The organism is Actinophytocola sp. (assembly GCF_036402745.1).
GTDB lineage: Bacteria > Actinomycetota > Actinomycetes > Mycobacteriales > Pseudonocardiaceae > Actinophytocola.
Genome location: NZ_DASWSJ010000380.1, coordinates 1 through 13439, shown reverse-complemented (window position 1 = coordinate 13439; position 13439 = coordinate 1). Strand labels below are relative to the sequence as shown.

Genomic DNA, 13439 nt, shown 5'->3' with positions numbered 1-13439 from the left:
CCGCCGACAAGGGTTCAGCGCTCGGCCGGCTGGCTCGTCTCGAACGTCAGGTCGTCGTCCTTGGTGTCGACGCGCACGTGGGTGTCGGGTCCGAGCGTGCCGTCGAGCATCATGCGGGAGAGGCGGGTGTCCACCTCGCGCTGGATGGTGCGGCGCATCGGGCGCGCGCCGAACTCCGGCTGGTGGCCCCGCTTGCTGAGCCAGCCGACCGCGGCCGGCGTGAACTCCAGCTCGATGTCCTGGGCGTGCGCCCGGCGGGTGGTCCGCTCCAGCATGAGCTCGGTGATCCGCTGCAGCTGCTCCTCCTCCAGCCGGCGGAACACGATGATCTCGTCGATCCGGTTGAGGAACTCCGGGCGGAACGAGTCCCGCAGCACCCGCATGAGCCGCTCGTTCAGCTGGCGGTCGGAGTCGGCGTCGCCGCCCGGCCTGAAGCCGAGCGCGCCCTGGCTGCCGGACGTGATGAGGTCCGAGCCGAGGTTGCTCGTCATGACCAGCACGGTGTTCGAGAAGTCGACCGTCCGTCCCCGGCCGTCGGTCAGCCGGCCCTCGTCGAGCACCTGCAGCAGGACGTTGAACACCTCCGGGTGGGCCTTCTCGATCTCGTCGAGCAGCACCACCGAATAGGGTTTGCGCCGCACCGCCTCGGTCAGCTGCCCGGCCTCCTCGTAGCCGACGTAGCCGGGTGGCGCGCCCAGCAACCTGCTCACCGTGTGCCGCTCGCCGTACTCGCTCATGTCGAGCCGGATCATGTGGGTCTCGTCGCCGAACAGCGCCTCGGCGAGCGTGCGGGCCAGCTCGGTCTTGCCGACGCCGGTCGGGCCGAGGAACAGGAAGCTGCCGGCCGGCCGGTTGGGCTCGGCCATCCCCGTGCGGGACCGGCGGACCGCCTCGGCGACCGCCCGCACCGCCTCGTCCTGGCCGACCACCCGGCGGTGCAGGTACTCGTCGAGCGCGAGCAGGAGCTCCCGTTCCTGCTGGGTCAGCTGGCGGACCGGGATGCCGGTGAGCCGGGACACGACGTCGGCGATGTCGTCGGTGCCCACCTCGGGCACCTCCGCCGAGTGGCCGTCGGCCCGCGCCTGGTCCAGGGCGGACCGCGCCGCGCCGATCTCGTCCCGCAACGCGGACGCGCGCTCATAGTCCTCCTCCCCGACCGCCTGCTCCTTGTTCCGGACCAGCCGCTCGAGCCGCTCCTGCAGCTCCCGGACCTTCGTCGTGCCCCGCCGCAGCCGCAGGCTCACCCGGGCGCCCGCCTGGTCCATCAGGTCGATGGCCTTGTCGGGCAGGAAGCGGTCGGTGACGTAGCGGTCGGACAGGTCGGTGGCCGCGTCGAGGGCGTCGTCGGTGAAGCGGACCTGGTGGTGGGCCTCGTAGCGGTCGCGCAGCCCGTGCAGGATCCGCACCGTGTCCGCCGCGCTCGGCGCGGGCACCACGATGGGCTGGAAACGGCGTTCCAGCGCGGGATCCCGCTCGATGTTGGTGCGGTACTCGTCGAGCGTCGTGGCGCCGACGATGTTCAGCTCGCCCCTGGCCAGCGCGGGTTTGAGGATGTTGCCGGCACCCATGGACCCTTCCGCGGCACCCGCGCCGACGACCGTGTGCAGCTCGTCGATGAACACGACCAGCTCGTTGCTGTGCGCGCGGATCTCGTCGAGGAGCTTGTTCATCCGCTCCTCGAAGTCACCCCGGTAGCGGGTGCCGGCCACCATGGCGGACAGGTCCAGCTGCACCACGCGCCGGCCGGCGAGCTGGTCCGGCACGTCGTCGGCGGCGATGCGCTGGGCGAGCCCCTCGACGATCGCGGTCTTCCCGACGCCCGCCTCCCCGATCAGGACCGGGTTGTTCTTGCGGCGCCGGGAAAGCACCTCGATCGTCTGCTCGATCTCCGCGTCCCGGCCGATCACCGGGTCGAGCCCGCCCGACCTGGCCAGGTCGGTGAGGTCGCGACCGAACTGGTCCAGCGTCTCGGTGGCCGAGCCGCCCTCGCCGGGCGGCTCACCCCTGGCGAGGGTCTCCGGGGTGATCCGGGCGTCGGCCAGCAGCCGCCCGGCGCCGGAGTCGGGGTTGGCGGCCAGTGCGAGGAGCAGGTGCTCGGGCCCGATGTAGGAGGCGCCGAGGCCCCGGGAGATCTGGTGGGCGTCGAGCAGGCTGCGTTTCGCGGCGGGGGTCAGCCGTACCGGACCCTGCCGGGGATCGCCGACCCGCGACTGCTGCTCGAGCCGGCGCGCGAGCTCGTCCGGGTCCCCGCCGGCGCCCTCGACCAGCGCCCGGATCCCCGGCACCTGGAGCACGGCCCAGAGCAGCTGCTCGGTGTCCAGGTCGGTGCGCCCCCAGGCCGCCGTCTGCATGGCGGCGGCCGCGACGACCTCGCGTGCCTGCTCGGTGAGGAACCGGGTGATGTCGATCTGGTTGGACCGGCCACCGGCGCGGTCGCCGAAGAACTGGGCAAGGAAGTCGTCGAAGGGGCTGGCGCCGGAGTCACCAGGGCCGTGGAAGTCGGTCATCGTCTACCTCATCGGGTCGCCCGCACGGGTCGCGCCCCGGAGGCTTTCCACCGCGACCCGACACAAACCCCCGGCCGGCCCTACTGCTCGCGCAGCAGCTCGCGGAAGTCCTCGGGCAGCTGCGCCATCGTGTCCTGGAACTCCTTCTTCGGAACGATCTCGGGCAGCACCTGGAACACGGCGCGCGCGTCCTGGGTGGCCGTGGCGCGGTCGACCCGCTCGCGCCGCGCGACCTCCTCCAGGAACTTCTCCAAGCTCATCCGCACCGCCCGCCTGGGCACGCCCTCCAGCGCGGGCCGCAGCTCCAGTGGCAGGTAGGGCCGCAGGTCCTCCACCTGCCCCAGGGTGATCCGCATGGCCAGCGCGCGCAGCACGCCGAACAACGCGCGCCGCGCGCGCTCGTGGTCGCCACCCAGGCGGCGCGCGACGAGGCCGACGATCGCGTCGTAGGTCAGCGTGCCCCGGTACGGCACGTCGTCCTCGGGCGGCGCGATGTCCAGCGCCAGGTCCAGCAACGGCTCGAAGTCCTTCGGCAGCTCCGAGCGCATGTCGTCGAACTCCTTCGGCCCGACCGCCGCCCGCAGCGCGGCGAACACCGCGCCGGCCTCCCGCTCGGCCTTGTCGGCGTCGACCTGGAGCTCCTCCTCCAGGCGCCGCAGGAACTCGTCGACGTGGAAGGTCTCGCGCTCGCCGTCGGCGTCCACGCACCGGCGGAGCTGTTCGGGCAGGCGCTCCGCGAGATCCTCCGCCTCACCGGTGGAGATGCGCCGCGCCAGGGTGTGCAGGGTCGTGCAGGCCGCTCGTTCGGCCTCGTCGGTGGAGATGTCCGCGCGCTCCACGACCGTCGTGATGAATCCCCGGTAGTCCATTTCGGCAATTCCTCATCCCTGAGATCATGCCTCCCGGATCCACTGTAAGACGGCCACGCGCGGAGCGCCGCGCACGCGCTCAGACGGTGCCCTCCCGGAAGTCGGTGACGTCCTGGCTGGTGCTCTGGTCGCTGGAACTGACGTACGTCTGGCCGTCCACGTCGATCCTGAAGCCGAAGGTCCCCGGGGAGTGGTGGAAGTCGATCCGCCACGGCACCTTCTCCGGGAACGCCGGGACGTCCACGAACCGCCGCCACGGCAGGGCCACGTTCCGCGCCGTCTGCGCCTTGCCGTTCACCGTGGTCGTCAGCGAGTACACGGTGCAGTCGCCGGACACGATGATCTCCATCGAGCGCGCGTCCGACTCCGTGATCGGGGCGACCGGCGGGGTCGTGGTCGTCGTGGTCCGCGGGAGCGTCGTGCCGGGCAGGGCCGTGCCGCGCACCGGCGTGTCGCGGGCGAACGCCAGCGCGGCCGCCGTACCCCCGCCGACCGCGAGCACGGCCGCCCCGCCGGCCAGCAGCACCGCGCGCCTGCTCACCCGCGGCGTGGGCGGCGGCGCGGCGGGCGCGGCCACCGGCGGGTGGTCCACCTCGGCCGCCCGCCGGTCGATCTCGGCGGTCACCGCTGCCGGCAGCGCCGTCGAGCCCGACCCGGTGAGCCGGGTCGCCGACACCAGCTCGGGCACCGACGGGCGGGCGGCCGGGTCGCGGTCGAGACAGCGGAGCACCAACGCCCGCAACGGGTCGCCGGCCGTGTCGTCGAGCCGGGGCGCGCCGGTGAGCGCGTAGGCCAGCGTCGCGCCGTAGGAGAAGACGTCGCTCGCCGGGCCGGTCGCGGCACCCGCGAGCTGCTCCGGCGACATGAACCCGGGCGACCCGGCGCTCTGCGCGCCGCCCCCGGTGCGCACGCCGCCCACGATGCCGAAGTCGATCACCCGGGGGCCTTCGGCGGTGAGCAACACGTTGCCGGGCTTGAGGTCCAGGTGCAGGATCCCCTCGCCGTGCACCGACGCGAGCGCCTCGGCGAGCCCCGCCGCCAGCGCCGACGCCGACTCCGGCGGCAGCGGGCCGTGCTCGCGCACCGCCTCCCGCAACGACACCGCCGGCAGGAACTCCATGGCGAGCCACGGGACCGGCGCGTCCGGCTCCGCGTCGACGACGCCGGGGCTGTAGCGGCCGCCGGCCGTCCGCGTGGCCGCCACCTCGCGCAGGAACCGGTCCCGGTAGTCGGCGTCGGCGGCGAACTCCAGGTGCATCACCTTGACCGCGACCGCGCGGCCACCGCGCGACCGGCCGAGGTAGACGATCGCCATGCCGCCCACGGCGATGCGCGCGAGGATCCGGTGGTGACCGACCGTGCGCGGGTCGCCGTGCTCGAGCGGGCGCACGTCAGCTCCCGTCCGGTGGCCGGATGGCCTCGACGTACCCCTCGCGGGTGCCGGCGAGCACGAGCCCGTCCGAGAACACCAACCCCCACGACGAGGCGACGTCGCCGTAGTCCCACCGCACGCTGCCGTCGGCGGTGTCGAGGGCGTACAGGTGCCAGGTGTTGGACACGACGTACAGCGTGTCGCCGACCAGGGCGATCGTGCTCTTGTCCACGATGCTGTAGACGTCCGTCCCACCGGTGCGCCTGCCCATCGGGCGGGTCCACAGGGGCGCGCCGGTGGTGGCCGCGTACGCGCGGATCTCGCCGTCGGCGGCGTAGTACATCGCCTTCGCGTCGGCGACCAGCCAGACGTAGGCGCTGCTGCCGAGGCCCGGGCGCTGCCACAGCACGACCCCGTCCGCGGCCCGCACCGCGCGGATCGTGCCCTTCGCGTCGCAGACGTAGGCGATCCCGTTGGCGGCCTGCGGGTCCGCGGGCTGCTCCGGGACGGGGAACGACCACCGGGCCCGGCCCGTCCTCGCGTCCACGCCGGTGACCTTCTCCAGGGTCGCGGCCACCACGACGTCGCCGACGCCGATGTGCCCCCGTTCGCCCGCGACGGCCGCGGTCCAGCGCGGCTTCCCGTCGGCCGCGCCGATGGCCCGCAACGACTCGTCGCCGAAGCACAGGACGTCTCCCGCGAGCACGGCGTGGTCGGACACCTCGCCGATCGGCGGGTCGTAGGTCCACTTCGGCCGTCCCGTGGCGGCATCGACCGCGGTGACCCGCCAGCCCTTCGGGTTGACGAGGTAGGCGGTGTCGCGGTCGGTCGTGGCGATCCTGTCCGCGTCGCGCTGCCACGCGAGCTCGCCGGTCTTCGGGTCGAGCGCGCGGATCCCGACGCTGCCCCACGACGACGCGAGCGCCGTCCCGCCCGCGAGGTGGAGCTCGGGGATCGACGTGCTGATCTTCACCCGCCACTCGACGACGGCCCCCTTCCGGGTGAGCACGCCCGGGTTGGCCGGCCGCGTGCCGCCGCCCCGCGCCGCACCCGACCAACCGTCCCCCAGCAGGGCCGCCGCGCCTGCCACCGCACCGGCGGCCACGGCCGCCAGGCCACCGCCGACGAGGACCGTCCGCCTGCTGACCCGCCGCGGCTCGAGGACCGGCGGGCCGACCGTCGGCTCGCTCGTCACCGACGTCGGCGCGACCGGCGCCGGGCGGTCCGGCTCGCCGGTGCCGCCGGGCAGCGTGAGCACCCGCCGCGCGGCCGCGGCCTGGCGGTCGATCGCCTCGGCGACCGGCACCGGCAGCCAGCCGGCGGGCCGCGCGGCCTCGTCGGCCTCACCGAGCCGGTCGAGCAGCACCGCCGCGGACGGCCGCTCCTGCGGGTCGACCCGCAGGCACGCGGCGAGGACGTCGGCCAGCACGCGGTCGTCGATGCCGGCGAGGTCGGCCTCCCCCGCGGCGATCCGGCCCAGGATGGTGTCGGTCTCGCCGGTGCCGAAGGGCTCCCGCCCGGTCGCGGCGAAGGCGATCACCGCGCCGAGGGAGAACACGTCGGCGGCCTGCCCGGCGACGGCGCCGTCGACCTGTTCCGGCGCCATGAAGCCCGGCGTGCCGAGCACCGTGCCGACCCGGGTGATCGCGGTCGCGTCCTCGGGCCGGGCGATCCCGAAGTCGATCACCCGGGGCCCGGACGTGGTGAGCACGATGTTGCTCGGCTTGAGGTCGCGGTGCGCGAGCCCGGCGCGGTGGATGTCGGCGAGTGCCTCGGCGAGGCTCGCGGCCAGCGTGCGGGCCGAGGCGGGCGGCAGGGCGCCGTACGTCGCGATCGCCGCGCGCAGGGTCAGGCCGGGCAGGTAGGCGGTGACGAGCCAGGGCTCGGTGGCGTCCGGGTCGGCGTCGAGCACGGCCGCGGTGAACGTGCCCGTGATCGTCCGCGCGACGGCGGCCTCGCGGCGGAAGCGCGCCCGGTACTCGGCGTCGCCCGCGAGCCGGGGCCGGATGACCTTGACCGCCACCGCGCGGCCGCCGGGCGAGCGGCCGAGGTAGACGACCCCCATGCCACCGGCGCCGAGACGCGCGAGCAGGCGGTAGTCATGCACCCGTTCCGGGTCGCTGGGCTGGAGCGGCTCCACCGCGCTGACCTTAATCGGTGCTGACGGGTGTCCGGTCACGCCTTCCACAACCGCGGCTCGTGCGGCCGGCGCGACGATGGTCGCCGAGACCCGGCAGGAGGACGATGCGACATGGTCAGGTCACTGGAGGCGGCGCTCGAGAAGGTGCGTGGGCGGTTCGTCGCGGCCAACCCGCGCAGCCGGGCCGCGCACGCCGGGGCGGCCGCGACCATGCCCGGCGGCAACACCCGGACCACGCTCTTCCACACCCCGTTCCCGCTCACCATGGCCGGTGCCGACGGCTGCCGGCTGACCGATCTGGACGGTCACCGGTACGTCGACCTGCTCGGTGACTACACGGCCGGTCTCTACGGTCACAACAACCCGGTCATCAGGCAGGCCGTCGACAAGGCCCTCGACGCCGGCTGGAACCTCGGTGCGCACGGCACGGACGAGGCGAGGCTCGCCGCCGTGCTGTGCGGGCGCTTTCCCGCGCTGGAGCTCGTCCGCTTCACCAACTCCGGTACCGAGGCCAACCTGCTCGCGCTGGCGACCGCCACGACGCACACCGGCCGCGGCACGGTCCTGGTGTTCGGCGGGGCCTATCACGGTTCCGTACTGTCCTTCGGCGACGGCGCGTTCCCGCTCAACGTGCCGCACCGGTTCGTGGTCGGCGAGTACAACGACGCGGCCGGCACGGACCGGCTGATCGAGGAGCACGCGGCCGACCTCGCCGCGATCCTGGTGGAACCGGTGCTCGGCAGCGGCGGCTGCGTCCCCGGCTCTCCGGAGTTCCTCGCCCTCCTCCGGCGCCGGGCCGGCGAGACCGGCGCGCTGCTCGTGTTCGACGAGGTGATGACGTCGCGGATGTCCGGCGGCGGCATGCAGGAGCTGCTCGGCATCACGCCGGACCTGATGACGCTCGGCAAGTACACCGGCGGCGGGATGACCTTCGGCGCGTTCGGCGGCCGGGCCGACGTCATGTCGATGTACGACCCGCGCCGGCCGGGCTCCGTGGCGCACGCCGGTACGTTCAACAACAACGTGCTCAGCATGGCCGCCGGGTACGCCGGTCTCACCGAGCTCTTCCCACCCGAGGTGAGCCGGCAGCTGTTCGACCGGGGCGAACGGCTCCGCACGCGGCTGAACGACATCGGCCGCGCGCGCGGCGCGCCCGTGCGGTGGACGGGAATGGGCAGCATGATGACGGTCCACTTCCAGCACGAGCCGATCAACGCTCCCCGCGACATGCGCCCCACCCCGGTGCTGCGCGAGCTGTTCCACCTCGACATGCTGGACCGCGGCTTCCACCTCGCCCGGCGGGGCATGGTGGCGCTGAGCCTGGAGCTCGGCGAGGCCGAGTGCGCCGCGTTCTGTGCGGCCGTGGCGGGGTTTCTCGACGACTACCCGCTTCTGGACGGCCCGCGCTAGGCGGCCCGCCACACGGTGCCGCGGCGCTCGTACTGGAGGATGCGCTCGGTCCCCACCGCCATGTCCGGGCTGAACTCGCGCTCCAGGATCCACAGCGCCTCGTCGATGCCCGAGGTGACGCCGCCGGCGGTGATGACGTCGCCGGCGTCGACGACGCGGGCCGTCTTGACGATGCCGCCCTCCGCGACGAGCCGCTCCTGCGCGAGCGGGTGGGTCGTGCAGGGCCGGTTCTTGGTGAGCCCGGCCGCGGACATGAGCATCACGCCGACGCAGACGCCGCCGATGAGCCGCCGCCCGTTCGCGGCCGCGGCGAGCTCGTGCGGGATGACGCCGCGGGCGATCTCCACGTGGGTGCCGGGCGCGTCGGGGTCACGCCAGCCACCGCCGGGGACGATGACGACGTCGGCGTTGTGCGGGTCCCACCGCTTCTCCACGACCATCTTGGCGCCCCGGTTGAGCGTGACGACCCGAGGCTCGTCGACCGTCACGTAGTCGACGACGAGGTTGGCGGCAAAGTAAACCCGGGCGATGTCGAACACCTCGGCGGGCGCGATCGAGTCGACCTCCTCGACGCCGTCGTACATCAGGATCTGCACCCGCAGCGTGCCCTTGCCGCGCCGCGCACCGGAGGCGGTAGCCCCGGCTACGGTGGCCGGCCCGACAAGCGAGGCAACGGCGACCGCGGTGGCCGCCCCCATCGTGTTCCGAAGTAGATCTCGGCGGTTCATGTGCTCACCTCACGGGGAAAGTGGCGACGTGATCGGAATTCAATCTATCGACGCACACAGCAACCACAAGGGAACGCGGCGTGAAGGTGTGAATCACACGGCCGATATCGTGAAGAATTCCGGGCCATCGAATTCCACTCGAGTCCGGCTGTAATCCCCGCGTGCTGGGACTGAGGCGCGTTCTGGTCAAAAATATGACATAGTGGCTCGGCTCTCCCTGACTCGACCCTGGACTCGATACCATTTGCCCGGTCCGAGAACTGGGGGGTTGCGATGGGCAAGCCGGATCAGCCGAGAGACTCGAAGGGCAGGTGGACACGGGGCTCGGGTGTCGTGGTCGTCGGCGGGGTCATCGCGCTGAGCGCCAGCGGGATCGGTGGTGGAGTCGGAGGCACCGCGACGGAGCTGCCCGGTTGAGCCGGAGCCGGCTCAGTAGCGGCTCAGCTCGTGGAAGAAGCCTGGTACCTCGTGCAGCTTGCCGGTGGCCGCGGCTGTGTCGTAGACGAAGCGGCCCACCGCCAGGTCGAGTACGCCCAGGCCGAAGGGGGAGAAGATCAGCGGCCGGTCGGTCGGGAGTTCCACGGCGTCGCGCAACACGTCGGGTAGTACGCCGTGGACGAAGGAGCGGGAACCCGTCAGTTGTTCGGCCAGGTGGGGCGACGTATCCGCCTTCAGACAGTGGTCCACGTCGTCCAGTACGTTGGTCGATCGCAGGATGATCTCCGGTGCCAGGTCTCGCAGGGAGACGTGCAGCACGGTCGGGTTGTGGGCGAACCAGGACGGGTCGTGGATGTGCGGCTTGGCGGCCGTCGTCGCGAAGATGATCAGGTCCGAGTCTCGGATGGCGGACTCCGCGGACCGGTGGATCCTCGTCCGGCCGGCCTCACCATTCGCGGTGAGGTAAGCCTCGAAGGCCTCCGCGTAGGCCGGAGCCAGGTCGAACACGCCAACCTCCGCGAACTCCCAGCCGGTGGCGTGCAGGAACGTGTGGATGTAGCGCGCGATCAGGCCCGCACCGAAGAACACCGCCCGGCGTGGACGTGCCCGACCCTCGTGCAGCGTCGTCGCGGCCAGGGCCGCCGACGCCGCGGTGCGGGTCGCGCTGATGATGGAGCTTTCCAGGCAGGCCAACGGGAAGCCGGTCCGCGGGTCGTTGAGGATCAGCACCGCGGACGCGCGCGGCAGGCCCGCGCCGAGGTTGCCCGGAAAACTGGAAATCCACTTGAGACCGTCGACGGCGAACTCGCCGCCGAGCGAGGCCGGTAGCGCGATGATCCGCGACTCCGGCCGGTCGCGGAACCGGAGGAAATAGCTCGGCGGATTGACGCTGTCGCCAGAACCATGCGTCCGGTACGCGCGCTCGACGACGGCCATTATCTCCGCGTGCCGGCCGGACAAGATCTCCTGAATGGTTTCGCCGCCGATGACGGCGAACTCCGGGATTGTCACCATCGTCCCTCCCGCTGACCGAGCAGACCGTTCCGGAGCCTACCCGCGCGACCATGTCCGCCGCGCCTGCTCGACTCCCGTCAGGAGGAAATACCGTGGCGGACCATGAATAAATCATTGGGCCTTCATGAACGGGTCAAGGTATTTCGGTGATGGTCCGGACCATCACCATTCTGGTAAGGTTCGAAGGCCAAGGCGGGGCGCCCGAATTATCACTTCTCAGATCCTTTCGATCACGCTGGGGTGGCGATTATGAGACGAAAGAGAATCCGCGCGTGCTAGGCGTCCGTCATCCGCACGAGCTGCTCATCGACGACGTGTACGTCGACCTGAGCGCCGTGCTGGGGGTACCCGTCGCCGTGAAATGCGAGTCGTTCAACTTCGCCGGGTCCGTCAAGCTCAAGGCAGCCGTCACGATGGTCACCGCCGCCGAGGAGTCGGGGCTGCTCACCCCGGACTCGGTGATCATCGAGTCCTCCTCCGGCAACCTCGGCGTCGCCCTCAGCGTCGTCACCGCGAGCAAGGGCTACGACTTCGTCTGCGTCACCGACCCGCGCTCCAGCGTGCAGAACCGCCGGCAGATCGAGGCGACCGGCGGCCGGGTGGTGATGGTGACCGAGCCCGACGCCAACCACGGATACCTGGCGAGCCGCCTCCGGGTCGTGCGGGAGCTCTGCGCGTCGAACCCGCGGTTCGTCTGGCTGAACCAGTACACCAACGCCAACAACTGGCGGGCGCACTACCAGAGCACCGCGCCGGCCATCGTGCGGCGCTGCCCCGAGCTCGACGTGCTGTTCGTCGGCGCCGGCACGACCGGAACGTTGATGGGCTGCGCCTACTACCTGCGCGACATCGGTCACCCGGCCCAGGTCGTCGCGGTGGACAGCGTCGGCTCGGTGACCTTCGGCGGCCCGGCCGAGTCCCGGTTCATTCCCGGCCTGGGCACCAGCAGGCGACCTGAGCTGGTCGACGAGTCCGTGCTGGACGGTGTCATCCACGTCGAGGAGGCCGACGCCATCCGGATGTGCCGCACCCTTGCCCGGGCCGGTTTCCTGTTCGGTGGGTCGACCGGCACCGTGCTGGCCGGGGCGACGAGGTGGCTCGACGCGGCCGGCGGGTCGCGCCACAACGCCGTCGCGATCTCCCCCGACCTCGGCGAGCGCTACCTCGACACGGTCTACGACGACGCGTGGGTGGCCGAACACTACGGCGCGGAGCTGCTCGACCACCGCGCGCCGGTCGGCCCGCGCGACCTGGCGGCCTGATCGTGGGAGGCGAGCGATGAACCAGCGCGTGGACGAGCACTTCCTGGCCCAGGTCCGCCGGCGGCCCGACGAGCTCGCCGTGGTGTCCGGCCCGACGACGATGACCTACCGGCAGCTGGCCGACCGGGCGACCGCTCTCGCCGGCGGCCTCGCCGGGCTCGGCGTGCGGCGGGAGACCTTGGTCGGGATGGCCTTCGACCGCTCCCCCGACGCCGTCGTCGCCATGCTGGCGATCGTGCTGGCCGGCGGCGCCTACGTGCCGGTGAGCCCGGCGTTCCCCGAGCGCCGCATCGCGGAGCTGCTCGACGACAGCGGGGTGCGGCTCGTGCTGGCCGATCCGGCCGGCCGGGTCAGGATCGCCGCCGCCGCACCCGGCGGCGTGCGGGTGCTGGGCCTGGCCGACGTGCCCCGGAAGGCCGGCCCGGTGCCGCCGCCCGCGCCGCCGGGCCGGTCGCCGCTGGCGTACGTCATGTACACCTCGGGCAGCACGGGACGTCCCAAGGGCGTGCTGGTCGAGCACGCCGGCATCGTGCGGCTGGTGCGGGACCCGGACTACGCCGAGTTCTCCACAGTGGACCGGTTCGCCCAGCTGTCCGCGCTCGAGTTCGACGCGTCCACCCTGGAGATCTGGGGCGCGCTGCTCAACGGTGCCCGGCTGTGCATTGTGGACAACGAGACCGCGGTCGTCCCCTGGCGGCTGGCGGAGGCAGTGCGCACCCACGGGATCACCGTGGCGTGGCTGACGTCGGCGCTGTTCAACCAGCTCGCCGACGAGGACCCCGGGATGTTCGCCCCGCTGCGGTGCCTGCTCACCGGCGGTGACGTCCTCTCGCCGCGGCACGTGGAGCTGGTCCGCGCGCGCCACCCCGGGCTGGCGCTCTACAACGGCTACGGGCCTACCGAGAACACCACGTTCACCACGGTGCACCGGATCGACCGGCGCTACGACGGCCCGATCCCCATCGGCCGGCCGATCCGCGGCACCACCGTGCTCGTGCTCGACGGCGAGCGCCGGCCGGTGTCCCGCGGCGCCGTGGGCGAGCTCTACGCCGGTGGTGCCGGGGTCGCCCGCGGCTACCTCGGCAACGACGCGCTGACCAGCGAGCGGTTCGTCCACATCGGAGGGGAACGCTACTACCGCACCGGCGACCGGGTGCACGTCGACCCGGACGGGGTGCTGCATTTCCACGGCCGCACCGACGGCCAGGTGAAGGTCCGCGGCCACCGGATCGAGATCGGCGAGGTGACCGCGGCGCTGCGTGCGGTGCCCGGCGTCACCGACTGCCATGTGCGGGCCGACCACGATGGACTGGTCGCCTACCTCGTCGCGCCCGGCGCGACAGAGCAGGCCGTGCGCACCGCACTCGCCGCGACCCTCCCCCACTACACACTGCCCGACCGGTACGTGCGGTTGGCACGGCTTCCGTTGAACCGCAACGGAAAGGTCGACGCGGCGGCACTGCCCCTGCCCGACCGGACGGGCGCGGCCCAGCACACAGCGGCCCAGCACACCGCGGCCCAGCACACGCTCGCCGAGCTGTGGGGCGACGTCCTCGGCGTCGACCCGGCCACGATCGGACCGCACGACCGGTTCCTCGAGATCGGCGGGAACTCGATCACGCTGGGCGCCCTGCTCGGGCGCGTCCACCACCGGTACGGCGCCGAGCTGTCCTTCGCCGACGCGGTCGCCGCTCCGACG

The 13439-nt window shown here is 72.6% G+C and carries 9 protein-coding genes; 3 read left to right on the top strand and 6 right to left on the bottom strand.

The window, feature by feature from the left end:
- Nucleotides 1–14: 14 nt before the first annotated feature.
- From VGD70_RS33810 to VGD70_RS33795, 4 genes are all read right to left on the bottom strand, one after another.
- Nucleotides 15–2507 (bottom strand): ATP-dependent Clp protease ATP-binding subunit, encoded by a 2493-nt coding sequence (locus tag VGD70_RS33810; protein WP_331088679.1) that lies wholly within the window; start codon nt 2505–2507, stop codon nt 15–17.
- 80 nt (nt 2508–2587) lie between these two features.
- A complete protein-coding gene (locus tag VGD70_RS33805; protein WP_331088677.1) occupies nt 2588–3376 on the bottom strand; it encodes a DUF2267 domain-containing protein in 789 nt (262 codons plus the stop codon).
- A gap of 79 nt (nt 3377–3455) precedes the next feature.
- Entirely contained in the window at nt 3456–4766 is a 1311-nt protein-coding gene (locus tag VGD70_RS33800) for a serine/threonine-protein kinase (RefSeq protein WP_331088675.1), read from the bottom strand.
- A 1-nt stretch (nt 4767) separates the two neighbouring features.
- Nucleotides 4768–6888 carry a serine/threonine-protein kinase gene (locus tag VGD70_RS33795; RefSeq protein WP_331088673.1) on the bottom strand — a complete coding sequence of 707 codons (2121 nt, stop codon included), beginning with the start codon at nt 6886–6888 and terminating at the stop codon, nt 4768–4770.
- 111 nt (nt 6889–6999) lie between these two features.
- On the opposite strand from VGD70_RS33795, the gene VGD70_RS33790 reads away from it, so the two are divergent.
- Nucleotides 7000–8298 carry an aspartate aminotransferase family protein gene (locus VGD70_RS33790; protein ID WP_331088671.1) on the top strand — a complete coding sequence of 433 codons (1299 nt, stop codon included), beginning with the start codon at nt 7000–7002 and terminating at the stop codon, nt 8296–8298.
- Here VGD70_RS33790 and VGD70_RS33785 read toward each other — a convergent pair.
- Both VGD70_RS33785 and sbnB read right to left on the bottom strand, forming a co-directional pair.
- A complete protein-coding gene (locus VGD70_RS33785; protein ID WP_331088669.1) occupies nt 8295–9026 on the bottom strand; it encodes a DJ-1/PfpI family protein in 732 nt (243 codons plus the stop codon). The genes VGD70_RS33790 and VGD70_RS33785 overlap by 4 nt on opposite strands.
- Before the next feature lie 429 nt (nt 9027–9455).
- Nucleotides 9456–10478 carry a 2,3-diaminopropionate biosynthesis protein SbnB gene (gene sbnB, locus VGD70_RS33780; protein ID WP_331088667.1) on the bottom strand — a complete coding sequence of 341 codons (1023 nt, stop codon included), beginning with the start codon at nt 10476–10478 and terminating at the stop codon, nt 9456–9458.
- Between the two features lie 272 nt (nt 10479–10750).
- Between sbnB and sbnA the strand changes: the two genes are divergently transcribed.
- Nucleotides 10751–11740, top strand: a complete 990-nt coding sequence (gene sbnA / locus VGD70_RS33775; protein WP_331088665.1) for a 2,3-diaminopropionate biosynthesis protein SbnA — start codon at nt 10751–10753, stop codon at nt 11738–11740.
- A gap of 16 nt (nt 11741–11756) precedes the next feature.
- Nucleotides 11757–13439 (top strand): non-ribosomal peptide synthetase (locus tag VGD70_RS33770; protein WP_331088663.1); only part of this gene is annotated, 1683 nt, incomplete at its 3' end.